22 protein-coding genes are annotated in these 24,046 nt (G+C 64.4%); 11 read left to right on the forward strand and 11 right to left on the reverse strand.

Annotated features, from left to right (window positions below; translation table 11 throughout):
• Nucleotides 1-242 precede the first annotated feature (242 nt).
• The gene (locus tag IVB50_RS23895; protein ID WP_345946455.1) at nt 243-1,637 is read left to right on the forward strand and encodes a hypothetical protein; all 1,395 of its coding nucleotides are present in this window, start codon (nt 243-245) and stop codon (nt 1,635-1,637) included.
• Between the two features lie 128 nt (nt 1,638-1,765).
• Nucleotides 1,766-2,176, forward strand: coding sequence for a hypothetical protein (locus IVB50_RS42795; RefSeq protein WP_345946456.1), 411 nt, complete (start codon nt 1,766-1,768; stop codon nt 2,174-2,176).
• Between the two features lie 145 nt (nt 2,177-2,321).
• Here IVB50_RS42795 and aspS read toward each other — a convergent pair whose 3' ends face one another.
• Nucleotides 2,322-4,094, reverse strand: a complete 1,773-nt coding sequence (aspS, locus tag IVB50_RS23900; RefSeq protein ID WP_018456291.1) for an aspartate--tRNA ligase — start codon at nt 4,092-4,094, stop codon at nt 2,322-2,324.
• 194 nt (nt 4,095-4,288) lie between these two features.
• On the opposite strand from aspS, the gene IVB50_RS23905 reads away from it, so the two are divergent.
• Complete coding sequence (locus tag IVB50_RS23905; RefSeq protein WP_026233133.1) at nt 4,289-5,764, forward strand: protein adenylyltransferase SelO; 1,476 nt, start codon at nt 4,289-4,291, stop codon at nt 5,762-5,764.
• Between the two features lie 87 nt (nt 5,765-5,851).
• Here the strand turns inward: IVB50_RS23905 and IVB50_RS23910 are convergent, their stop codons facing one another.
• Nucleotides 5,852-6,841 carry a zinc-dependent alcohol dehydrogenase family protein gene (locus IVB50_RS23910; protein ID WP_018456289.1) on the reverse strand — a complete coding sequence of 330 codons (990 nt, stop codon included), beginning with the start codon at nt 6,839-6,841 and terminating at the stop codon, nt 5,852-5,854.
• Nucleotides 6,842-6,944: 103 nt separating this feature from the next.
• Between IVB50_RS23910 and IVB50_RS23915 the strand changes: the two genes are divergently transcribed.
• Together IVB50_RS23915 and rnd are read left to right on the forward strand one after the other, a co-directional pair.
• Complete coding sequence (locus IVB50_RS23915) at nt 6,945-7,844, forward strand: LysR family transcriptional regulator (protein ID WP_018456288.1); 900 nt, start codon at nt 6,945-6,947, stop codon at nt 7,842-7,844.
• Nucleotides 7,845-8,218: 374 nt separating this feature from the next.
• The gene (gene rnd / locus IVB50_RS23920; RefSeq protein ID WP_018456286.1) at nt 8,219-9,370 is read left to right on the forward strand and encodes a ribonuclease D; all 1,152 of its coding nucleotides are present in this window, start codon (nt 8,219-8,221) and stop codon (nt 9,368-9,370) included.
• 107 nt (nt 9,371-9,477) lie between these two features.
• On the opposite strand, the gene IVB50_RS23925 is transcribed toward rnd, so the two are convergent.
• The 5 genes from IVB50_RS23925 to IVB50_RS23945 form a co-directional block, all read right to left on the reverse strand.
• Nucleotides 9,478-10,860, reverse strand: a complete 1,383-nt coding sequence (locus IVB50_RS23925; protein WP_018456285.1) for an aspartate aminotransferase family protein — start codon at nt 10,858-10,860, stop codon at nt 9,478-9,480.
• Between the two features lie 158 nt (nt 10,861-11,018).
• On the reverse strand, nt 11,019-11,189 hold the full coding sequence (locus IVB50_RS23930; RefSeq protein ID WP_007609402.1) for a hypothetical protein: 171 nt from the start codon (nt 11,187-11,189) through the stop codon (nt 11,019-11,021).
• Nucleotides 11,190-11,219: 30 nt separating this feature from the next.
• Nucleotides 11,220-11,783 (reverse strand): isochorismatase family protein, encoded by a 564-nt coding sequence (locus tag IVB50_RS23935; protein ID WP_018456284.1) that lies wholly within the window; start codon nt 11,781-11,783, stop codon nt 11,220-11,222.
• A gap of 25 nt (nt 11,784-11,808) precedes the next feature.
• A complete protein-coding gene (locus IVB50_RS23940; RefSeq protein WP_018456283.1) occupies nt 11,809-12,429 on the reverse strand; it encodes a GNAT family N-acetyltransferase in 621 nt (206 codons plus the stop codon).
• The gene (locus IVB50_RS23945; protein ID WP_026233132.1) at nt 12,416-13,033 is read right to left on the reverse strand and encodes a hypothetical protein; all 618 of its coding nucleotides are present in this window, start codon (nt 13,031-13,033) and stop codon (nt 12,416-12,418) included. Before IVB50_RS23945 ends, IVB50_RS23940 begins: the two co-directional genes overlap by 14 nt.
• A 71-nt stretch (nt 13,034-13,104) precedes the next feature.
• Here IVB50_RS23945 and IVB50_RS23950 point away from each other — a divergent pair, with 71 nt between their 5' ends.
• Entirely contained in the window at nt 13,105-14,145 is a 1,041-nt protein-coding gene (locus tag IVB50_RS23950; RefSeq protein ID WP_018456281.1) for a LysR family transcriptional regulator, read from the forward strand.
• A 78-nt stretch (nt 14,146-14,223) separates the two neighbouring features.
• Here the strand turns inward: IVB50_RS23950 and IVB50_RS23955 are convergent, their stop codons facing one another.
• Complete coding sequence (locus IVB50_RS23955) at nt 14,224-15,384, reverse strand: autotransporter outer membrane beta-barrel domain-containing protein (protein WP_026233131.1); 1,161 nt, start codon at nt 15,382-15,384, stop codon at nt 14,224-14,226.
• Nucleotides 15,385-15,762: 378 nt separating this feature from the next.
• Here IVB50_RS23955 and IVB50_RS23960 point away from each other — a divergent pair, with 378 nt between their 5' ends.
• Nucleotides 15,763-15,969, forward strand: coding sequence for a cold-shock protein (locus tag IVB50_RS23960; RefSeq protein ID WP_007591938.1), 207 nt, complete (start codon nt 15,763-15,765; stop codon nt 15,967-15,969).
• A gap of 96 nt (nt 15,970-16,065) precedes the next feature.
• Here IVB50_RS23960 and purN read toward each other — a convergent pair whose 3' ends face one another.
• Nucleotides 16,066-16,719, reverse strand: coding sequence for a phosphoribosylglycinamide formyltransferase (gene purN / locus IVB50_RS23965; RefSeq protein ID WP_204511004.1), 654 nt, complete (start codon nt 16,717-16,719; stop codon nt 16,066-16,068).
• Between the two features lie 14 nt (nt 16,720-16,733).
• Entirely contained in the window at nt 16,734-17,807 is a 1,074-nt protein-coding gene (gene purM / locus IVB50_RS23970; RefSeq protein WP_247297466.1) for a phosphoribosylformylglycinamidine cyclo-ligase, read from the reverse strand.
• Between the two features lie 155 nt (nt 17,808-17,962).
• Here purM and IVB50_RS23975 point away from each other — a divergent pair, with 155 nt between their 5' ends.
• From IVB50_RS23975 to ppx, 4 genes are all read left to right on the forward strand, one after another.
• Nucleotides 17,963-18,505, forward strand: coding sequence for a CDP-alcohol phosphatidyltransferase family protein (locus IVB50_RS23975; RefSeq protein ID WP_026233129.1), 543 nt, complete (start codon nt 17,963-17,965; stop codon nt 18,503-18,505).
• A gap of 92 nt (nt 18,506-18,597) precedes the next feature.
• A complete protein-coding gene (locus IVB50_RS23980) occupies nt 18,598-19,275 on the forward strand; it encodes a DnaA/Hda family protein (RefSeq protein ID WP_026233128.1) in 678 nt (225 codons plus the stop codon).
• Nucleotides 19,276-19,403: 128 nt separating this feature from the next.
• On the forward strand, nt 19,404-21,596 hold the full coding sequence (locus IVB50_RS23985) for an RNA degradosome polyphosphate kinase (protein WP_026233127.1): 2,193 nt from the start codon (nt 19,404-19,406) through the stop codon (nt 21,594-21,596).
• A gap of 15 nt (nt 21,597-21,611) precedes the next feature.
• Complete coding sequence (gene ppx / locus IVB50_RS23990) at nt 21,612-23,114, forward strand: exopolyphosphatase (protein ID WP_018456273.1); 1,503 nt, start codon at nt 21,612-21,614, stop codon at nt 23,112-23,114.
• A 35-nt stretch (nt 23,115-23,149) separates the two neighbouring features.
• On the opposite strand, the gene IVB50_RS23995 is transcribed toward ppx, so the two are convergent.
• Nucleotides 23,150-24,010 carry a TerC family protein gene (locus tag IVB50_RS23995; protein ID WP_018456272.1) on the reverse strand — a complete coding sequence of 287 codons (861 nt, stop codon included), beginning with the start codon at nt 24,008-24,010 and terminating at the stop codon, nt 23,150-23,152.
• Nucleotides 24,011-24,046 lie beyond the last annotated feature (36 nt).

Consider the following 24,046-nt stretch of genomic DNA (forward strand, 5'->3'; position numbering starts at 1 on the left):
TACGTTGTCCTGACCGGCCCGCCTTCGGGTGGTATTTCCGGGTCATGGAAACGGGATGAAGCACGTCGGGCGGCCCGGTGGCAACATCCGATTGCGGCCCCATCAACAGGGCGCGCGGTCAAATATCTGATAGCGCTCGCTTTCCCTGGACCGCGCGTTGCTTTGCGAATATGGCAGGTTGCGTGCTGCAACGCGAGCAACTGGAGCTGGGAATGAAGTGAATCCTGATCGGCTTCATCGTCGTGGCCGTGGTGGGCGCGGGCGGATGGTTGGGCTTCAGCTTCTACGCAAAACATCGCGTCACCGCCGAGGTGGAGACCGCGTTCGAGCAAATCCGCAAGCAAGGCGGCAAGGCTAGCTACGGCAAGATCGCCTTCGATCTGCCCACGCGCACCCTCACGATCGAGGACATCGCGGTTACGCCGGGCAAGGCACCGCAGGCGCAGATCAGGATCGCCGCCATCAAGGGCACGGGCGTTCGCCAGATCGACGAAACAAGGATCTCGGCCGACGCCGTCGACATCACCGGGCTCGAGGTTACGCTGGACCAGATCGGCGCTGCCAAGCTGAAGGTCGCGTACAAGATCCCGCACCTGGTCATGCGCGACTATGCCGGTCCTGTTCAGGCGGGTCAGGTGCCGGCGGACAGCTCGCTGGTCGATATGTACCGCTACGTGCTCGGCCAATATGCGAGTGTCGCTGCATCGTCGCTCACGGCTCCGACCCTCACGATCAGCTTCGATTCCCGCGCCGCCGGCAGCGGCGAGGTCACCTATTCCGAACTGGCGATCCAGAACCTAAAGCACGGCAAGATCGACGGGATGAAGTCGGACCGCGCCGTGATCTCGGTCGACGTGAAGCAACCCGGCAAGACGGACAAGCTGACGGGTGAATCGTCGAACATCATCGTCAACGATTTCGACGCGACCGCGATCATCGCCGCGCTCGATCCGCAGACGGCCAGCGACGACAGCTATCGCCGGGTCTATCGGCAGGTCTCGACGGGCCCCTATGCGCTCAAATCGGCACAGGGGATGCGAGTGGATGTCGACGGGTTCACCATGGAAGACATCGCCGTCCAGCCGTCGAAATTCCGGCTGGCCGAGATATTTGCCGCGCTGCCACGGGATCAATCGGCCCCGCCGACTCCGGCGCAGGCACGCGAGCTGCTGGAGAAGCTCGCCGGAGTTTATGAGGGTCTTCGCATCGGTAAGGCCGAAATCGGCAAGATGTCGGTCGGCACGCCGCAAGGAACGGCCACGGTTGGTGCCATCCGATTTCGCGACGGCGAGTTCGCGGTCGAAGGCGTCGACGCGCCGTCTCCGCAGGGACAGTTCAAGATGGAGCGCTTTGCGCTGAAGTCCTTCAGCACGGCGAGTTTGATGCGCTGGGCAGCAAGCCTCACCACTGCCGGGCGGGCGCCCTCGCCGGATCAGATGCTCGGGCTGTTCGGCGTGCTCGCAGGCGCGGAGATCAAGGGCGTGACGGCGCCGTTCAAGACCACCAATAAGCTGGTCATGATCGACACACTGAGCCTGGACTGGGGCAGCTGGTCGGCTCGATCCCGAGCAAGGCGCATGTGGTTGCCAAATTTGTCACGCCAGCCGATCCATCCGGTCCAAAACAGCTTCCATTGATTGCCAGCGGGATCGACAAGCTCGCTATCGACCTCGATCTCGGCGCTGCCTGGACCGAACAGTCCAACAGCTTCGCTCTGACGCCCGCGACCCTCGACATCGGAGGCATCGCAAGAGCGCAACTGCGTATGGCGCTCGGCAACGTACCACGCGAGGTGTTTTCGGCCGATCCGGCCCAGCTCATGGGCCAGGCGGCCCGGATCGAGGCGGGCACGCTCGAATTCTCATTGCGCGACAGCGGCGTCATCGATCTCGTCGCGGCGCAGTTCGCGCGCATGCAGAATGTCAGCCGTGATACCGCACGCCAGGCGCTCGTCGAGAGCATCAAGGCTAAACGCGAGCAAGTTGCTTCCGCCAATCCGGATGCGAACGCGGCCGTGGACGCGATCGCCCGCTTCGTCGAGACGCCGGGCCAGACGCTTTCCATCAAGCTGTCCCCGCGCGCCAAGGCACCGCTGATGCAATTGATGCAGCTCTTGCAAACCGACCCACAGAGCGCGCTTGCGCAGTTCAGGATCGAGGCGTCGACGGGGCTGTAGGGAACGACGCTGCGCGCGGGGATGGCAGTTGGACCGGCGAAAATCCCTCCCCGTCATTGCGAGCGAAGCGAAGCAATCCAGAGTCCCTCCGCGGAAAGATTCTGGATTGCTTCGCTTCGCTCGCAATGACGCTGTGGAGACAGCCTCACTTCTGCGGCAGGCTCACCTTCACGTGCAGCTCGCGGAGCTGCTTGGGGCTGGGCTCCGACGGTGCGCCCATCAGGAGGTCCATGGCCTGCTGGTTCATCGGGAACAGCGAGACCTCGCGCAGATTGTTGGTGCCGCACAAGAGCATGACGATGCGGTCGACACCGGCGGCCATGCCGCCATGCGGCGGGGCGCCGTACTGAAAGGCGCGGTACATGCCGCCGAAGCGATCGACGACTTCCTGCTCGCCATAGCCCGCGATCTCGAACGCCTTCACCATCGCTTCCGGCACGTGGTTGCGGATGCCACCCGAGGCGATCTCGTAGCCGTTGCAGGTGATGTCGTACTGGAACGCCTTGATGGTCAGCGGGTCCTGGCCCTTCAAGGTATCGAGACCGCCCTGCGGCATCGAGAACGGGTTGTGCGAGAAGTCGACCTTCTTGTCCTCGTCGTTGTACTCGTACATCGGGAAGTCGACGATCCAGGCCAGCTCGAACCGCTCCTTGTCGGTGAGGTTCAACTCCTCGCCGACCTTGTTGCGGGCCAACCCTGAAAATTTCCAGAACTTGTCGGGATCGCCGGCGACGAAGAAGGCGGCGTCGCCTTCCTTCACGCCGATCTGCGCGCGGATCGCGGCGGTGCGCTCAGCACCGATGTTGTTGGCAAGCGGACCGGCACCTTCGCCGCCCTCGCGCCACATGATGTAGCCGAGGCCGGGCTGACCTTCGCCCTGCGCCCAGGAGTTCATGCGGTCGCAGAAGGCGCGCGAGCCGCCACCCGGCGCCGGGATCGCCCAGACCTGGTTCTTGGGGTCCTCCAACATGCGCGCGAACACCTTGAAGCCGGAGCCGCGGAAGTGTTCGGAGACGTCCTGCATCTCGATCGGGTTGCGCAGGTCCGGCTTGTCGCTGCCGTATTTGCGCAAGGCTTCCGCGAACGGAATCCGGCGCCAGCCCTTGGTCACCGGCTTGCCCTTGGCAAACTCCTCGAACACACCCGTGATGACAGGCTCCATCGCGGCGAAGACATCGTCCTGCGTGACAAAGCTCATCTCGACGTCGAGCTGGTAGAACTCGCCCGGCAGACGATCCGCGCGTGGATCCTCGTCGCGGAAGCAGGGCGCGATCTGGAAGTAGCGATCGAAGCCCGACATCATCAAGAGCTGCTTGTACTGCTGCGGCGCCTGCGGCAGGGCATAGAACTTGCCGGGATGAATGCGCGACGGCACCAGGAAGTCGCGCGCGCCCTCCGGCGAGGACGCGGTCAGGATCGGCGTGTTGAACTCGAAGAAGCCCTGCCCCTCCATGCGCCGACGCATCGACTTGATGATTTCGACGCGCGTCATGATGTTCTGGTGCAGCTTCTCGCGACGCAGATCGAGGAAGCGGTACTTCAGACGGACGTCTTCAGGATATTCCTGGTCGCCGAACACCGGCAGCGGCAGGTCGCCGGCCGGGCCCAGCACCTCGATCTCGCTGACATAGATCTCGATCTTGCCAGTCGGCAGATCGTCATTGTCGGTGCCTTCGGGGCGGCGACGGGCCTTACCGTCCATCCGCACCACGAATTCCGAACGCAGCTTTTCGGCCTGCGAGAACGCCGGCGAGTCCGGATCGACCACGCACTGGGTCAGGCCGTAATGGTCGCGCAGGTCGATGAACAGCACGCCGCCATGGTCGCGAACGCGATGGACCCAGCCTGAAAGGCGGACCGTCTCGCCGATGTTGCTCTCGCGGAGCGCGCCGCATGTATGTGACCGGTAGCGATGCATGGTCGTCCCAAATTCAATGTCGGAGGATCGAATCGAACCGCCGAAACGGCAGGTTCAAAGTTGCGGCAGGGTTTACCTCGGCAGGACGGGGGCGGCAACCAAGGGAACGGCCCGTTTTCGGCTGGAAGTGGCCATTTTTGCCCAATCTCGGCTCAAGCCTTTGCCATCAGGCGTTCCACGCCTATCTTGAGGCCATGACAGTCCATTTCCCGTTCCAGAACTCCTATTCGGCGCTGCCGGACAGCTTTTTCGCCCGGGTCGCACCGACGCCGGTGGCAGCGCCCCGGCTGATCAAGCTGAACCGGCCGCTGGCGGTCCAGCTCGGGCTGGATCCTGATGTGCTGGAAACCCCTGAGGGCGCCGAAATCCTGGCCGGCAAGACGGTTCCCGCCGGCGCCGATCCGATCGCCATGGCCTATGCCGGCCACCAGTTCGGGCAATTCGTTCCGCAGCTGGGCGACGGACGGGCGGTCCTGCTCGGCGAGGTCATCGACAAGGACGGCATCCGCCGCGACATCCAGCTCAAGGGCTCCGGTCCCACCCCATTCTCCCGCCGCGGCGACGGCCGTGCCGCGCTCGGGCCGGTGCTGCGCGAATACATCGTCAGCGAGGCGATGTTCGCATTGGGCATCCCCACCACGCGCTCACTCGCTGCCGTCGTCACCGGCGAGCACGTCATCCGCGAGACCGCGCTGCCCGGCGCGGTGCTGACCCGCGTCGCCTCGAGCCATATCCGCGTCGGCACCTTCCAGTTCTTCGCCGTCCGCCGCGACACCGATGCCATTCGCCGGCTCGCCGACCACGTCATCGCTAGGCACTATCCGGAGGTGCTCGGCGCCGAGCGGCCCTATCACGCGCTGCTCGGTGGCGTCGTCGCACGCCAGGCCGATCTGGTCGCACGCTGGCTGCTAGTCGGCTTCATCCACGGCGTGATGAACACCGACAACTCATCGATATCAGGCGAGACCATCGATTACGGTCCGTGCGCCTTCATGGACGCCTACAATCCGTCGCAAGTGTTTTCCTCGATCGACGAGATGGGCCGCTACGCCTATGCCAACCAGCCGCGCATCGCGCTGTGGAATCTGACCCGGCTTGCCGAATGCCTGCTGCCGCTGTTTTCCGACGATCAGGAAAAGGCGGTCGCCGAGGCCCAGGACATTCTTGGCGCCTTCTCCGACACGTTCAGCGACGCCTATCAGGCGGGCCTGCGCAAGAAAATCGGCCTGTTCACGGAGCGCGACGGCGACGACGCGCTGATCCAGGACCTGCTGGACGCCATGGCCAAGAACCAGGCCGACTTCACCCTCACCTTCCGCAAACTCGGCGACGCCGCTGGCGATCCGGCTGCTGACGATGCACGCGCGCAATTCATGGACCCCGCGGCGTTCGACGAGTGGGCCAGGCGCTGGCACGAGCGCACGGCGCTGGAGCCGCAAACCGCAGCCGAACGGCAAGCCGCCATGCACGCCGTCAACCCGATGTTCATCCCGCGCAACCACCGCGTCGAGGCCGTGATCCAGGCCGCGGTCAACGATGACGACTACACGCCGTTCGAGGAATTCGTGAAGGTGCTGGCTAAACCGTTCGAGGGCCAGCCGGGCTATGCAGCCTACGCCGATCCGCCGCTGCCGGAGCAGCGGGTGCTGCAGACGTTCTGCGGGACGTGAGGCAAGCTCGGTGCGCACGGTGGACGAGCCGAAGGCATAATCCAGATGCCGGGGTGCCGAAACCGTTTGTTCAAGACGATCATTCGCTCAGATCGTTACCACGATCTTGCCGAACTGCTCGTTTGACTCCAGAAAGCGATGCGCTTCGACGATCTCCTCAAACTGAAACGTTTTGGCGATGATCGGTTGCAATGCACCGTCCCGCAGCCCGTCGAGGATGAAGGTCTTCGCGTTAGCAAGCCGCGCGGGGTCGCGGATGATCTCGTGCACGAGATAGCCGCGCAGCGTCAGGCTCTTGGTCAGGACGTTGACCAGCGGAAACGGCGTTGGCTCTGGGCTCAGGCCGCCATATTCGATGAGAACGCCACCCGGCGACATCGCGGCGGTGAGCGGCCCAAATATGGGACCGCCGACCGCGTCGAACACCACGCGAACGCCGTTTGAGCCGACAATGTCCTGCAGCCGTGACCGGATGTCCTCTTCCACGGAGGCGATAACGTCGGCGGCGCCAGCATCGCGCAGGGCCTGCCGCTTGATCGAGGTTCGCGTCACTGCAATCGGGATCGCACCGATCCGGTTCGCGATCTGAATCGCTGCAAGCCCGACGCTACTCGACGCCGCGGTGATGACTACGGACTCCCCTCGCTCCAGCCCAGCAATATCGACCAGAGCGCCGAACGCCGTCAGATATTGCATCCATACCGCGGCCGCGGCGTCGAAGCCGAGCTCGGGCGGGTGCTTAACGACGAACTCCGCCGGAAACGTGACGAGCTCGCCATAAGCCGGCCATCGCACCATCGACACGGGCGGCACGATGCTGACGACCTCGCCCGGCGAGAAGCCGCTCACGCCTTCGCCGATCGCCTCGACGATGCCGGCGGCCTCGAGACCGAGGCCGGACGGAAAGGTCGCGGTCTCGATATAGGTCCCCTTCCGCAAGAGCGCTTCCGCGCGATTGAGCCCGAGGGCCTTGACCCTGATCTGCACCTCGCGCCTCCCTGGCGGCGCGACGTCGACGGTCTCGATGCGCAGCACCTCGGGGCCACCATGTCTGCGGAAGCGAACGACGCGCGCCATGAACACACTCCAAAATAATTGAATTCAATGGACCTATGCCAACCGGGCGGCGCCGGATAAAGCGTGCGGAGAGGTGAACAGTCGAAACCAGGAGTTTGCAATCATGGACCGCCTGACCAGCATGGCCGTCTTCGTCAAGGCGGTGGATGTGGGCTCGTTCGCCGCTGCCGCCGATGCGCTCGAAATGTCGGGGCCAATGGTCGGCAAGCACGTTCGTTTCCTCGAGGAGCGCCTGGGCGTCCGCCTCCTCAACCGCACCACACGGCGCCAGAGCCTGACCGAGACTGGCCAAGCCTACTACGAGCGCTGCCGCACTGTGCTCGCTGAAGCCGTGGCCGCCGACGCCGTCGCTTCCGATGAATTGTCCGAGCCGCGTGGCCGGCTCCGCGTGACCATGCCCGCCCTGCTGGGCCGGCACTGCATCGCCCCCTTGCTGATGAAGCTCGCGCGACGATATCCCCATCTGGAGCTCGATCTCTCGTTCGGCGACCCGATCGCTGACATCATCGAGGGCCGCTATGATCTTGCGATCCGGACCGGCGATCTACACGATCAATCCGGCCTGATGACGCGGCGCATCGCAAGCCAGCGCATGGTGGTGTGCGGCACGCGCTCGTACTTGCGCGCCAACGGCAAGCCGAAATCGCTCGACGATCTTGCCCAGCATCAGGCGATCATCTATCGCCGCTCCGGACGCGTCCGGCCGTGGCTGTTTCCCCGCGAGGGCCAGCCTCCGAGCGAAATCGTGCCGGCGGGAAGGCTCAGGCTCGACGATCTCGACGCGATCGCGGACGCCGCGTCACAGGGGATGGGACTGGCCTGGCTGCCATACTGGCTAGTCCGCGAACGCCTGCGCGCCGGTAGACTCGTCACTCTGTTGAGCGGTCAGCCGGGATTTCTCTACGACTGTCACGCGCTCTGGCCACGCTCGTCCCGGATGCCGCCGAAAGTTCGCGCCGCCGTGGACGCCTTGGCGACCGCCCTGCCGAAGCTCATGACCTGACGCCGGATGCCGTGACGCCTGCATAGCATGCCGCGGCCGTTAACCCCCCGTCCACCATCCGGCCCGACCCGCCGCCGGTAACCACGAGAATTAACAGACCCTCAATTCGCCCCCGACAAGTTTAGCAATGTTGCTGGGGGATTTTGCCGTGGATCTGTTGGTTTTCGAGTTCCTGGGGCTGGCGCTGGTCGCCATGTGCGTGGTCGTGGTGGCACTGCCCTGCGCGCGCAAACCCTCCCGGCGGGTCCGCTACGAATAGGATTTTCGTCGGAAAATGCGATTCCGGTCCAAATGCAAGGCTCGAATTCGCTTCGAGCCCCTTGACATCACAGCGCTTTCGGCAGAACGGCTGATGGACTTGTCATGGGCCGTTCATGGATTTGATTACCACCACCGCTGACCTTGCGGCTGCCTGCAGCCGGCTGGCCAAGCACCCCGTCATTACCGTCGATACCGAGTTCCTGCGCGAGACCACCTATTACCCGCTGCTGTGCGTGGTGCAGATGGCCAGCGCCGAGGAAGCAATCGTCATCGACACCCTGGCCGAGGGCATCGACCTCAAGCCGTTCTTCGAGCTGATGGGCAACGAGGGCGTGTTGAAGGTGTTCCACGCCGCCCGCCAGGACATCGAGATCATCTGGCACCAGGCGGGTATCATCCCGCACCCGGTGTTCGATACCCAGGTCGCGGCCATGGTGCTCGGCTACGGCGACAGCATCGCCTACGACGCCCTGGTCGAGAAGGTCACCGGACACCGCCCGGACAAGACCCACCGCTTCACCGACTGGTCGCGCCGGCCGCTGACCAAGGAGCAGATGCACTACGCCGTGTCCGACGTCACGCATCTGCGCGACGTGTTCGCAGCGCTCGATGCCGACCTTAAAAAGCGCCGGCGCAGCGAATGGGTCTCGATCGAGATGGAAGTCCTGACCTCGCCCAAGACCTACGACTTCCATCCCGAGCGCGCCTGGGAACGGCTCAAGACGCGGGTGCGCAAGCCCAAGGACCTTGCGGTCCTAATGGAGGTCGCCGCCTGGCGCGAGCAGGAGGCGCAGAGCCGCGACGTGCCGCGAGGCCGCGTGCTGCGCGACGAGGCCGTCAGCGACATCGCGACCCATGCGCCGAACACGATCGAGAAGCTCGCAAACCTGCGCTCCGTGCCGAAGGGTTTTGAGAAATCCAAATGGGGCGCCGACATCGTCGCCGCTGTCGAGCGCGGGCTGGCGCGCGATCACGCCACGCTGCCGAAGCTGGAAAAGCCGCGCAACAATAACAATGGCGCCGCGATCGTCGAACTGTTGAAGGTGTTGCTGCGCATGACCGCGGAGCGCCATGCGGTCGCCAGCAAGGTGATTGCGACCGTCGACGATCTCGAGGAGATTGCGGCCGACGACGAGGCCGACGTGCCGGCGCTACGCGGCTGGCGCCGCGAGCTGTTCGGCGAGGCCGCCCTGAAACTGAAGCGCGGCGAGCTGGCGCTGGCGGTCGAGAAAGGCCGCGTGATCGGGGTTCAGCGAGCGGAATAGCCCCGATGCCTCCCGATGTCGTCCTGGCCTAGTGCGCAATTGCGCACTAGGCCAGGACGACACCGGGGGTGTGATAGAGCGCTACGCTCACGCGTGAAGCGCCGTCCCTACGCCGGCGTCAGCTTCGCCACTTCCGGCTTCATGTCGTCCAGCACACCTGAAATCGCCGCGACCAGCTCGTCGATCTGAGTCTTGGTGACGATCAGCGGCGGGCAGATGGCAATGGCATCGAGCATGTTGCGCGAGATAACGCCGCGCTCCTGCAGCATGCGGCTGGCCATGCCGCCGACGGCGCCCGGCGTTGCCGCTGCGGTCTTGCGCGCCTTGTCCAGCACCAGTTCGATCGCAGCGATCATGCCGACACCGCGGACCTCGCCCACCAGTGGATGGCTGGTGAGTTCACGCAGCTTGCCTTGCATGTAGCCACCGAGCTCGGCGGCGTGCGCAACCAGGCCCCGCTCCTCGATGATCTTCAAATTCTCGAGCGCAATCGCCGAGCCGACCGGATGGCCGCCCGCGGTGAAGCCGTGGCCGAGCACGCCGATCTTGTTGCTCTCGTCGGCGATCGGTTCGAACATGCGATCGTTCATCATGATGGCCGACAGCGGGAAATAGCTCGAGGTGATCTGCTTGGAGACCACGATGGCGTCGGGCTTGATGCCGTAGGTTTCGCAGCCGAACATCTTGCCGGTGCGGCCGAAGCCGCAGATGACCTCGTCGGCGACCAACAGGATGTCGTACTTGTTCAGCACCTTCTGGATCTTGTCCCAATAGGTCGCCGGCGGCACGATGACGCCGCCCGCGCCCATCACCGGCTCGCCGAAGAACGCAGCGATCGTGTCCGGGCCTTCCTTCTGGATCAGCGCATCGAGTTCCTCGGCCCGCCGCGTCGCGAACGCTTCCTCGCTCTCCCCGGGCGCGCCATCCTTGTAGAAATGCGGCGAGCCCGTGTGCAGGATGTTCGGGAGCGGCAAGTCGAAAGAGCGGTGGTTGTTCGGCAGCCCGGTGAGGCTGGCGGACGCGATGGTGACGCCGTGATAGGCGCGCATCCGGCTGATCACCTTCTTGCGCTGTGGCTGGCCGAGCGCATTGGAACGATAGGCAATCAACTTCAGAACAGTGTCGTTGGCCTCCGAGCCGGAATTGGTGAAGAACACCTTGCTCATCGTAACAGGCGCGAGCGCGACCAGCTTCTCGGCGAGATCGATCGAGGGCCCGTGCGATTTGGCGGAGAACGTGTGATAGAACGGCAGCGCCAGCATCTGCTTGTGCGCGGCGTCGACCAGCCGCTTCTCGTTGAAGCCGAGTCCGACGCTCCACAGGCCTGCCATCGCCTCGAAATAGCGCTTGCCTGACGCATCGAACACGTAAGGCCCCTCGCCGCGTTCGATCACCAGGGGACCGGCCTGCTGATGGGCGCGCGCGTTGGTGTAGGGATGGAGCTGGTAGGCCACATCCCGGGCCTCTTGCGAATTGGGCAGCATGGACATTTGCAGGAATCCTTGAAAGCGTCACGTCGCCGGCGCGGCCAGCGTCATCACTCGATGATCCAGCTCCTTGGCTATTGCCACCGCGCAAAACTTGCAACGTCAATTCGTCGGCAGGAAGCGCTCAGCTGCGTTGCACAAAGCCGCACATCGGGCAGCTGTCACGCCGCACCGTCGTCATTCCCATCGCTATCGGCGGCAGCGGCCTCCCGCACCTCCACCAGCGCCATCGAGAGCAGATACACCGTCGTTGGCAGACCAAGACGGCGTGCCGCCTCGGCGGCACGCGACAGGTCGCTTGCCAGCTCCTCGAGCTGATCTCCCCGTGACAATGTCCCACTCCATCCGTCGATCGCGGCCGCCTACACCGCAACGGCGCCGCTGGTTCTGATCAGTTCGGCGCTGGACTGGATTGTAGCAAAATTCCCGATCACATTCACTACCGCATGCTTGTAGGCGGCAGCATCGCCAGTCCCCGGCTGCCGGCAGGCCACCGCGTCGGCCACCACCTGGAAGCGATGACTGCGGTGAAACCCGTCAATAGCGGTGGCCAGGACGGTTTCGTCCAGGGAAAAGCCCGCGAGCACGCAACGGACATTGCGGATATTGGACATGTAGTCCACAAACCGCGCCGAACTGTAGGCCGACGGCAGCGGGTGCTCGAAGGTCATTTCTCCCGGCCGCGGCTTCGCCTTCGCGATCCAATCGGTCAGCTTGGATGCCGGATTGAACCAGGCCGCCTGCGCGATGCGCTTCAGATGCATCACCGGCCAGAGATTGTCGCGCCAGAACGTCAGCAGTTCCACGCAGCGCGCCGTTGCGGCATCGCCGTCGAGGATGACGTGGCGACGTCCGGGGGTCAGATATTCGACCTGGAGATCCGCGCAGACCAGGATCGGCGGATCGTCTGTGATGGAAACCAGCATGGTTTTGCGCGCAGCTGCACCAGTTTCAACGGCCAGCGAGCGCGACGTCCCGCAGCGGCGACGTCACAGCCCGTCCTGCCGAGGCGTCGAGCACGCCCGGCCGGTCCCAATCGCCCTCGGGGCGGATGATCACGTAAGGATCGCTGTCCAGCGTAATGGCATCCGGACCCGGTTCGATCTCCAGCAGCATTTCTGTGTAGGAGAAGTCGGAAAATGTGATCTTGCGATTGTGACCAAGCGGCTTGGCGCCGAAATGGGCCCAGAAATCGACCAGCCGGTCCTGCGCCTGGCCGTAGATCTTGCGAAAGCCCTTGCGCTTCACATAGTCGACGCTCGCTTGTACCAGCTTGAACGAGACGCGCGACCGCCGGTATTGGTGCCGCACCGCAAGCCGTTCCACCTTGGCGAAATCGCCGAAGAACCGCACCCGCAGACAGCCCGCAGGCTCGTTGCCGACATAGCCGATGAAATGCGCGGCAACCATGTCGTTGCCGTCGAACTCTTCATCGAACGGGCAATCCTGCTCGGCGAGATAGACGGCTGAGCGGATCGAGGTGACCAGCATGAGATCGGTGAGATCGCGCGCGAGGCGAATGGTGATGGCGCGGGAATCGGGCTTGGCGAGAGGAATCCTAGTACCGTGCATCTGCAAAACTCCTTGCTTGGATGATCGCGCTCGGCATGCGCATCGGCTGCCGATGCCAGGGCCGCTCGTAGCACCAGAGGTCGGGTTGGAAGCTTGGAACAGGCTCGAAGCCTGTCGCTTTCATGATGTCGCGGCCGGCCACGGTTGACGGCTGCGCATAGCAATCCGCGTTGCGAAACCTTAGCTGTCTAAGATGAGCCGCGGCCTTGCCGAGACCGGCGACGCCGCGCCCCGTCGCCGCGATCGCCCAGATGTAGATAGCGGAAACGTCTTCCTTCGCGGACGCGAGATAGCGCGTCTCCGGCGCGGTGAGGCAGATCTCGTCGAGCAGCAACGCATCATGCCCGCGATCGTTGAGAAACAGGAAGGCCATGCCGCCGACAAGGTTGCCCTTCCGGCTGAAAGTCAGGATGCTCTCGGGATCGAAGGCGAAATATTTTGCAAGCTCAGTCGCCCCGATCCGAACGCCCGGCACCAGCCGGTGCGCCAACTGCGAAAGCGCGGCGATTTCGGAAAATTTGGCGCGACGGACGTCGACATCCGGACTGAGCGGCAGCGCGTCGAAATCATGCCTTGCGGCAAACGAGCCCCTTTCCATACTCATGTCGCCCCTCTATCGTTCGCGGCTTTCGTGCCCCGCTATGGCGATGAGCTTAGCGGCTGGGGATCAGGCGTATGCAGCAGTTATTGCACCGGGGTGCTGCGGTGATGCAGCACCGTGAAGAAACCCTGGACATGTCCTGGGACGATTTGAAACTGTTTTTAGCTTGCGCAAAATATAAAAGCTTCCGCAACGCCGCCGAGGAGCTCGGGCTCACCTCCACCACCCTGATGCGCAGGATCGACCGGCTCGAAGAGAGCATCGACTGCAAGCTGTTCCTGCGCGACCAGAGCGGGCTCACGCTCAGCGACGAAGGCAGCGCGATGATCGCCGACGTCGCGCACATGGAGCGTCATGCCTTCAATGTGTTCCGGCGTGCTTCGCGATCGTCGAACGATATGTCAGGCACCGTGCGCGTCGCGGTGACGGAAGGCCCCGGAAATTTCTGGATTCTGCCGCGACTGATCGATTTCCAGAAAACCTATCGCAAGATCACCGTCGACCTGCGCTGCGCGATGGAACAGGCCGACGTCGCGCGGCTCGAATCCGATATCGCGATCCAGCTCGAGCCGCCGACCAATCCCGATCTGATCGTCGCCAAGCTCGGCCGCCTGCACATCTATCCCTTCGTCTCCAAGGAGTACGAAAACCTCTACGGCGTGCCCGCGACCCTGGCCGAGCTGAAGAACCACCGCATCATCAAGCAGAGCGCTCCGCAGGTCGACGACGGCGCCTACGCCCGCGTGCTCGGACTGAAGTCGCTCGAGGGCATCGTCGGGATCAAGACCAACTCCTCGGTCGGCGTGCTCTATGCGGTGGAGCGCGGCGCCGGCATCGGATTCCTGCCGACGGTTTCGATCGCGCTCGGCGCCCCGCTGGTTGCCGTCGATCTCGGCGTCAGCCACCACGCCGATCTCTGGCTCACCTATCATAAGGAGTTCCGCGCCTCCGAGCGCCACAAGATCGTGGTCGATTGGCTGAAGAAAATCTTCGATCCCAAGATCCATCCCTGTTTCCGCGACGAGTTCATCCACCCGAACGCGCTGGCGCCGATGATGACGGCCGCGCGCGCGGCCTTTGGATTGACGGGTTATGTCGCGGCAATGCCGACTTAAAGCTCGAGCATGATGCTTTCGTAAAACCGCTTCGCAGTTTTCCGGATCCTCCTCTGGCCGACGCGGGCAGGCTTCGCTTCACCACCGATATTCGAAGCCGACCGTGCCCTGGTGCGACGTCAGCTCGTTGCGGAACTTGCCGTCGTAGTTGACGTAGAGCCGCGCCGTGTTGGTCAGGCTGAGCGAGGCCGAGGCGCCTGCATCCGTACCGTAGCGGCTCTCGCCGATGCCGGGCACGACGATGCTCTGGGTCCCGAGGCTGACCTGCACCGATCCCAGGTTCTGATAGAAATTGTCGACGAACTTGCCGTAGGCGGACAGGTCCAGGATCTTCTGGTCGAAGATGAAGTAGCGCCCGATCTCGGCTCCGATCATGACGCGCGCGCGCGAGAGCGCCGTCGAGCCGACATTGAGTGGATCGAGGCCGCCAACCTCCTGGAACGCGACGCTGGTGGCGCGGACATATTCCAGTGCGCCCTTGGGCACGATGCGCATCTGGTCCTTGGTCCAGTAATAGCTGATCTCGGTCAGCGCGCCGTCGATTGCGGCGCGATAACCCGCGGTCGCAAGTCCCAGGCCAGTATCCCGGCTGGAGCGGACCTTGCCAAAGCCGTGCACCACCGCGAAGGCCCAGGTCCAGGGGCCCTTGTCGACCGAGCCGCTGAAGCCGAGTTGCGTCAGATCCAGCGTGGCGGACTGAAGTGCGAGCGGCACGTCGATATCGGTGTGGCTCTGGTCGACGGAGAAGCCGAGATTGACACCCGGCGCGAGCCGCGCGCCAAAGCCTGCGACACCGCCAAACGTCTTGCGCTTGTCGCCGACAAAGTCTCCTTGCGCATCCGTCCGGACCGAGATGCCATAACCCTCGAACCAGGTGCGGTAGCGCGGGTCTTCCGTGCTCGCCGACGCGCCGCCGCCGCCGGGATTGGTCCGAAACGCCCGGTTGACGCCGCCAGATGCCTGGTTTCCGAGCCGCTCCAGGAAATTCGAGCCGAGATTGAGCGAGCTGTTGCCGGCCGACTGGTCGTAATTGGTCGCGGTCGGCATCGGAATTGGCATCGGAATCGGCGTCGGTGACGGCGTCGGTGTCGGGGTCGGCGTGGGCGTGGGACTCTGCGCAAAGCCTGATGTCGTCGACAGTACCATGATGAGAGCAAACGCCACGGCAGCCGCGATCCAGCGGACGCGGTTCAGCCTGATCGCCTGCCGTGTCTCTGAGGGCTGCGAAATGCAGCACATGGCGACAAGTCCTGAAGCAAAGGGCGGCGCGCAAAAAAGCAACAGGAGCGGCGCACGCGTGCCGCGATTTGTTCCGAACTGTTACTGAGGGTCAACCGGCTGGCGCGTCCCGGCAAAGGCATTGCTTCCGATTGTGGTTCCGCGGCCACAGGTCGCAAATTGCGGACGGGCACTCGGGTCGAAGTCTTGAAATTCGCGCGCGGCTTGCTAACGGGCGATTTTCATGTTGCAATATCGGACACAATCGGAATTGGCCGCTCGACTGTGCGTTTCGCGACATTGAGACTCAAGACTCGAACAGACTACCGGAAGCCCGTTTGTGGCGTGGCACGCGAAAAGCGGCCGCGTCGTTTTTGTATCTAGCGGAGGAGACTGAGGATGCCGCAAAAGGGCACCGTCAAATGGTTCAACCCGACCAAGGGCTATGGGTTCATCAAGCCGAACGGCAGTGACAAGGACGTCTTCGTCCACATCTCCGCCGTCGAGCGCGCCGGACTCTCGACCCTCAATGAAAATCAGGTGGTTGAATACGATCTCGTGGAGAACCGCGGCAAGGCATCCGCGGAGAACCTCAAGGTTTCCTGATTTCTCTCGCGGTCTGCGCAAGAGATCATGACGTTGCCCCCGGCTCTGCCGGGGGTTTTTGTTTGGAATGAGAAGTATTCCGAGTGCGACGGCGCTTCACCGCACCAACGGCGAAACCAGAAAATTCTCCGACGGCCCGCTGCCCGCGGTCTTGCACACATCGCCCTCGATCTGGACCTTGCCGGTCGCGAGCAGGCTCAGTGCTGCGGGATAGATGCGGTGCTCGACTTCAAGGATACGCTCCGACAGCGTGTCCGCCGTGTCGTGGTCGCTGACGGGAACCGCGCCCTGCATCACGATTGGGCCGGCGTCGGTCTCGGGGATCACGAAGTGCACCGTCGCGCCGGACAGCTTGACGCCGGCGCGCAAGGCCTGGCCGTGCGGGTCGAGACCGGGGAAGGACGGCAGCAGCGAGGGATGAATGTTGAGCATCCGCCCGTACCACGCCTTGGTGAATTCGGCCGTGAACAGGCGCATGAAGCCGCCGAGGCAAATCAGCTCGATGCCGTGCTGATCGAGTGCTGCTTGCAGCACCTTCTCGAAGCCGGCGCGGTCCTTGCCGAACGGCTTGCTTTCGATCACCAGCGTCTTCACGCCGCTCGCTTTGGCCCTTTCCAGCCCCAGCGCATCGGCCTTGTTCGAGATGACGAGCGAAATCTCCGCCGGAAAATCCGGCGCGGCCGCGCCCTTGATCAGCGCAGCCATGTTGGAGCCACGGCCGGAAATCAGGATGGCGACGCGGCGTTTCATTACAGCGCCGGTCATTACAGCGCCAGGTCGAGATGGCCGTTATAGACGACGCGGTGCTCGCCCTCGGCCAGGATCACGCTACCGAGCTGTGCCACGGTCTCACCGGCGTCAGTGAAGATCTCCACGACCTCTTCGACCTTGTCCGGCTCGACAATCGCGATCATGCCGATCCCACAATTGAAGGTCCGCAGCATTTCGAGCTCGGCGATGCCGGCCTGCGCGGCCAGCCATTTGAACACCGGCAGCACTGGCAGGCGCGCCAGATCGATACCGACGCCGAGATGCTTCGGCAGCACGCGCGGAATGTTGTCGGTAAAGCCGCCGCCGGTGATGTGGGCAAGCCCCTTCACCGCGCCGGTGTCGCGGATCGCGCGCAGGCAGGATTTGACGTAGAGACGCGTCGGCGTCAGCAACGCGCCGCCCAGCGTCATGACGGGCGCAAACGGCGCCTGCGCCCCGAAGCCGAGGCCGGATTGTTCCACGATCTTGCGCACCAGCGAGAAACCGTTGGAGTGCACGCCCGACGAAGCGAGCCCGATCACGGCATCGCCGGCGGCGATGTCCTTGCGCGGCAAGAGCGTGCCCCGCTCCGCGGCGCCGACGGCAAAGCCGCCGAGGTCGTAGTCGCCGTCTTTGTAGAGGCCGGGCATCTCGGCCGTCTCGCCACCGATCAGGGCGCAGCCGGATTCGCGGCAGCCTTCGGCGACACCGGCGACGATCGACGCGGTCGCCTCCGGATCGAGCTTCCCGCAGGCAAAATAGTCGAGGAAGAACAGCGGCTCGGCGCCCTGCACCACGAGGTCGTTGACACTCATGGCGACGAGGTCGATGCCGATCCCGCCATGCAGGCCGGTCTCGATCGCGATCTTGACCTTGGTGCCGACGCCATCGGTCGCGGCCACCAGGATGGGATCCTTGAAACCGGCCGCCTTGAGATCGAACAGGCCGCCGAATCCGCCGATTTCGGCGTCGGCGCCGGGCCGTGCGGTGGCGCGCACCATCGGCTTGATCAGGTCGACCAAGCGGTTGCCCGCATCGATATCGACGCCTGAATCGGCGTAAGTGAGGCCGTTTTTGCGGTCGGTCATGCCCGATTTCCAGTGGGTTTGCGGCTGGTTACGTCGAATTCCGGGGACGCGCAATGGCTCGCATGGCGCGCCGCCGTATACTATGTAGAGATATCAACCGGTTCAGCCTCCAAAGGGCCGAATTCGAGGTCAGGCCGGGTGCCGGGAAGCGCCGTGTGAGTATACCGAACATCATTACTTTGGGCCGCATCATGCTGGTCCCGATCATCGTCTGGGCCATCGTGTCGAGCCAAATGGAGGTGGCGTTCGCCGTATTCCTGATCGCCGGTATCAGCGACGCGGTCGACGGCTTCCTTGCCAAGCGCTTCAACATGACGAGCGAGCTCGGCGCCTTGCTCGACCCGCTCGCCGACAAGGCGCTGCTGGTCTCGATCTACATGGCGCTCGGCATCTGGGGCGCGATTCCGCGCTGGATCGTCATCCTGGTGGTCTCGCGCGACATCATGATCGTCGCCGCCGTGATCATATCGTGGCTGTTCGACCGACCTGTGGAGATGAAGCCCTCAAAGGTATCCAAGCTCAACACTGTGGCCCAAGTGGCGTTCGCGGCGCTGGTGCTGGCCGCCCTCGCCTTCGGCTTCAAACCCGGTCCTTATGATATAATCCTGATGGGCCTCGTCACGGTCTTCACGCTCTCCTCCGTGTCGCTCTATCTTGTCGAATGGTTGCGGCACATGAGCACGATCGAGGCCAAGTGAGTTGGGAGCGGCCCCGTAAAAGGCCAACTCCCGCTCGATTAGGTCGCATCTCGTCAAACGAAGCCGGCACGCCGGCACGGAGCAAAGCAAGCGTGCCAAGCCGCGTTCATCCCCGACAGTTGGCGTTTTCGCTTCCGCATGCGGAGAGCCTGAGCCGGGACAATTTCCTCGAAGGCCCCGTCAACGCCGCCGGTCTTGCCCTCATCGACGCCTGGCCGGAATGGCCGAACCGAATCATGTGGCTGGCCGGCCCGGAAGGAAGCGGCAAGAGCCATCTCGCCGCGATCTGGGCCGAGGCTTCAGGCGCCCGCTCGACCACGGCCAATGGGCTGACCGCCGAGGCCGTCCCGGCTGCGCTCGCCACCGGCGCGCTGGTGGTCGAGGATCCCAAAGCCAGGGAATTCGACGAGCGCGCCCTGTTCCATCTGATGAATCTGGCCCGCGAGGACGGCGCCTACGTCCTCTTCACCGGACGCGAGGTGCCCGCGTCTCTCGAGATCGAGCTCGCCGACCTGCGCTCGCGGCTCCGCGCCGTCCCCGTTGTCTCGCTGCTGCCGCCCGACGACCAGCTCTTCCGCGGCCTGATCGTCAAGTTCTGCGCCGACCGCCAGCTCGCGGTGGACGAGAGCGTGGTCAGCTACCTCGCCACTCGCCTGGAGCGGTCCTCGGCCGCCGCCCGACGGGCTGTGGACCTGCTGGACAGCGAGGCCTTGCGCCTCGGCCGCCCCGTCACCCGGGCCCTGGCGGCCGAGCTGCTCCGGGATGTCTGACCAAGGCGGGTTGACGCGGCCGGGCGGCGGAACATCAATGTCATCGAAACGTCATCGCTCTAACACATGCTCCCGCGGGTTTTGCGCGTAAGTCGCAAATTGGGGCGAACTGGATGGACCGACTTCTGATGGATTCTGCGCAAGCTGTTGAAGTTAAAGAAAAAGCCCCGGAAGCCGAAGGCCCGCCGGCGATCGCATCGAGCCCCGAGCGGTTCATCAATCGCGAGCTTTCCTGGCTGCACTTCAACCGCCGCGTCCTGGAGGAATCGGTCAATCCCAGCCACCCCATGCTGGAGAGGGTGCGATTCCTGTCGATTTCAGCGAATAACCTCGACGAGTTCTTCATGGTCCGCGTCGCCGGCATCAAGGCCCAGGTGCGCGAGGGTATTGCTGAGCGCAGCCCCGACGGTCTGACCCCGTCCGAGCAGCTCGCGCTCATCAACCGGACCGTCTCGCAGCTTGCCTCCGACCAGCAGGCAATCTGGCGCGACCTGCGCGGCACGCTCGCCGACGAGGGTATCGTGCTGGTCGAGGGCAAGGAGGTCACCAAGGCGGAACGAACCTGGGTCGAGGACTACTTCCTCAGCAACGTGTTCCCGCTGCTGACGCCGCTCGCGATCGACCCGGCCCACCCCTTCCCGTTCATTCCGAGCCTCGGCTTCACCATCGCGCTCCAGCTCACGCGCGCCGCCGACGGCAAGCAGATGAACGCGCTGATCCGCATGCCCGGCAAGATCGACCGCTTCATCCGTCTGCCGGCTGACGGCAAGGTCGTCCGGCTGATCTCGCTGGAGCAGGCCACCGCGCTGTTCATCAACCGCCTGTTCCCCGGCTACAATCTTCACGGCCAGGGCGCCTTCCGCGTCCTCCGCGACTCCGAACTCGAAATCGAGGAAGAGGCCGAGGATCTCGTCCGCCTGTTCGAGACCGCGCTGAAGCGCCGCCGCCGCGGTTCGGTGATCCGACTCGAGATCGACGCCAAGATGCCGGAGCAGCTGCGCAGTTTCGTGCAGCACGCGCTGTCGACCGCCGACGACGAGGTGTTCCTGGTCGATGGCGTGCTCGCCATGAACGAGCTCTCGCAGCTCACCCGCCTTGACCGGCCCGATCTCGAATTCACCCCTTACGTGCCGCGCCATCCCGAGCGCGTGCGCGAGCAAGGCGGCGACATCTTCGCTGCGATCCGGCAGAAGGACCTCGTCGTCCATCACCCCTACGAATCCTTCGACGTCGTGGTGCAGTTTCTCCAGCAGGCGACGCGCGACCCCGACGTCGTCGCCATCAAGCAGACGCTCTACCGCACCTCCAGCAACTCGCCGATCGTGCGCGCGCTCGTGGAAGCCGCCGAAGCCGGCAAATCCGTCACCGCGCTGATCGAGCTGAAGGCCCGCTTCGACGAGGAGGCCAACATCCGCTGGGCGCGCGACCTCGAACGCGCCGGCGTGCAGGTCGTCTACGGCTTCCTCGAACTGAAGACCCACGCGAAACTCTCGATGGTGGTGCGGCGCGAGGGCGGCAGCCTCACGACCTACGTCCACACCGGCACCGGCAATTACCACCCGGTGACCGCGCGCATCTACACCGACCTCTCCTACTTCACCTCGGAGCCGACCATCGGCCGCGACGCCGCGCGCGTGTTCAACTTCATCACCGGCTACGCTGCGCCGAGCGATCTGGAAAAGATGGCGGTGTCTCCGCTGACCTTGCGCAAGCGCATCATCGAGCACATCCAGGGCGAGACCGCGCATGCGCGGCACGGCCGGCCTGCTGCGATCTGGATGAAAATGAACGCGCTGGTCGACCCCGACATCATCGACGCGCTCTACGAGGCCTCACAGGCCGGCGTGCAGGTCGAACTCGTGGTGCGCGGTATCTGCTGCCTGCGTCCCGGCATTCCCGGCTTGTCGGAGAACATCCGCGTCAAGTCGATCATCGGACGATTCCTCGAACACGGCCGAATTTACTGCTTCGGCATGGGCCAGGGCCTGCCGAGCGCGAAAGCGGCTGTGTATATCTCCTCAGCCGACATGATGCCGCGCAACCTCGACCGCCGCGTCGAGGTGCTGTGTCCGCTGCAGAATCCCACGGTGCATCAGCAGGTTCTCGAACAGATCATGGTCGCGAATCTCAAGGACAATGAACAGAGCTGGCAATTGTTGCCGGACGGGTCCTCAACGCGTATGAAGACCGCGAAGGGCGAGGAGCCTTTCAACGTCCACAACTACTTCATGACAAATCCGAGTCTGTCTGGCCGTGGTAAGTCGCTCAAGGAATCCTCGCCGCGCCGCCTCACGCGCCGTAATGAACGTCATCAATCCTGATCCGGGATCGTCGACGTGAAGCGGCCGCGCAAGCGCGGCTCGAGCGTCGCGGTCATCGACATCGGCTCCAACTCGGTCCGTCTCGTCGTCTACGAGGGACTGACGCGGAGCCTCATTCCCATCTTCAACGAGAAGACGCTGTGCGGCCTCGGGCGCGAAGTGCAGAGCACGGGACTGCTTGCGCCCGACGCCGTCGACAAGGCGCTGACCTCGCTCAAGCGCTTCCATGCGCTGTGCCGGGTCATGCAGGTCGGGCGGGTGTTTGCGATTGCGACCGCCGCCTGCCGTGATGCCTCCAACGGCGCCGACTTCATCGCGAAAGCCGAGCGCATCTGCGCGGTGAAGATCGAGATCCTGTCGGGCCCGCGCGAGGCGCGGCTGTCGGCGCTTGGCGTGATCTCCGGCATCCATCATCCTGACGGCATCGTCGGCGACCTCGGCGGCGGCTCGCTCGAACTGATCGACGTGCGCAAAAACACCGTGCGCAGCGGCGTGACGCTGCCGCTCGGCGGCCTCGCGCTGCAGGACCTCGCGCATAAATCCCTGAAACGCGCCGACCGCATCGTGCGCGAAGCGCTCGATGGGGTGCCGCAGCTCAAGGCGGGGAGCAGCCGCAGCTTCTACGCGGTCGGCGGCACCTGGCGCGCGCTTGCGCGCATCCACATCATCCAGAGCGGCTATCCGCTGCAGGTGATGCACGGCTATTCGATTTCGGCGGCCGAGGCGCTCGATTTCTCGCGTCGTCTCCGCCGGCTTGCGGCCGCCGGCATGCTCGCCGACATCGAGATCGTCGCCGATGCCCGGCGTCCGCTCCTCACCTATGCGGCGCTGGTGCTCGAGCACATCATCCGGGTGGCGAAGCCGAAGACCATCGTGTTCTCGACCTTCGGCGTGCGCGAGGGCCTGCTGCACGAGAAGCTGCCGGAGTCCGAGCGCAACAAGGACGGACTGATCTGCGCGGCCGAGGAGCTGAACCAGCTGCTGTCGCGTTCGGCAAAGCACGCCCGCGAGCTGATCGCCTGGACCGACCGCCTCGCGCGCGTGGTGAAGCTGCGCGAGACCGAAGAAGACCGCCGCCTGCGCCACGCCGCGTGCCTGCTGTCCGACATCGGGTGGCGCGTGCATCCCGACCATCGCGGCGAGCAGACGCTGAGCCTCGTCGTCAACGGTAATTTCGGCGCGATCACCCACACCGAGCGCGCCTTCGTCGGGTTGTCCGTGTTCTATCGCTATGCGGGCCTCAGCGAGGAGAACCAGCCGCCGGTCGCCATGCAGGAGCTGCTGACGCCGGCGCAGCTCGAACGCGCCCGCCTGCTGGGCGCGGCCTTCCGCGTCGCACATCTGATCTCGGCGGCGCGTCCGGGCGTCTTGCCCGCGACGCATTTCCGCAGCATGGGCCGCAAGCTGTTGCTGGTGTTCGAGCACCGCCTCGGCGATCTCGTCGCGGATCGAGTCGGCAGCCGCTTCCGCGCGCTCGCCCGCCTGATCAACCGCGCCGGCTCGATCGTCCGACGCTAGCGCTTTTCCCAAGAGATCATGCTCAAAAGATAGATCTACTCCGCCGAGGCCTTGACGTGGCGTTCGGAGGACTCGAGCGCGGCCGCGCTCATGCTGCGGCGGCGCCAGATGGAGCCGACGACCAGCACGACAACGACGCCGAGAGCTGCGCAGAGATAGTCGCCGCCTCCGCCGCCATGGGCGAATTGCGGCGGGATGCGCAAGGCGCCGAGCATGTTGTCGAGCGAAGCGCCGAACGGACCGTCGAACAGCGCATGCAGCCTCGGCGCGATGCCGGGATCGGTCGCGATCACTTCGCCCGCGATCCAGCCGAGCAGCGCCGCGCCGGCCCACACCAGAACCGGCAGCTTTGCGAGCAGCGCCATGATCAGCGCCGCGCCGGCGACGATCAAGGGCACGCTGATGGCAAGACCGAGCACCAGCAAGGGCACGCTGCCATTGGCGGCCGCGGCCACCGCAATGACGTTGTCCAGGCTCATGACGATGTCGGCAACGACGACGATCTGCACGGCCTGCCACAGATGCGACGCCGACTCGACGCCGTCCTCGTCCTCTTGCTCCGGCACCAGCAGCTTGGCCGCAATCACGATCAGCGCGAGGCCGCCCACCAGCTTGAGGTACGGCAACTCCATCAGGCTCGCGACGATGCCCGTGAAGATGATCCGCAGCAGCACCGCGGCGCCCGCACCGAGGATCATGCCCCACAGCCGATGCCGCGGCTTGAGGCCGCGACAGGCAAGCGCGATCACCAGCGCATTGTCGCCGGACAAGAGGATGTTGATCCAGATGATCTTGCCGACCGCGACCCAAAAGGTCGGTTCGGCCATCTCAACGCGGAACTGGGTGAAGAATGCCCCGATCGTAGCGGGATCGAAGATCTGCCAGAGCCAGTTCACACTACGTCCTTTCGCCGCGTCTCGTTACCTTATCGG

The sequence above is a fragment of the Bradyrhizobium sp. 87 genome (genome assembly GCF_023073015.1).
Classification (GTDB): domain Bacteria; phylum Pseudomonadota; class Alphaproteobacteria; order Rhizobiales; family Xanthobacteraceae; genus Bradyrhizobium; species Bradyrhizobium canariense_D.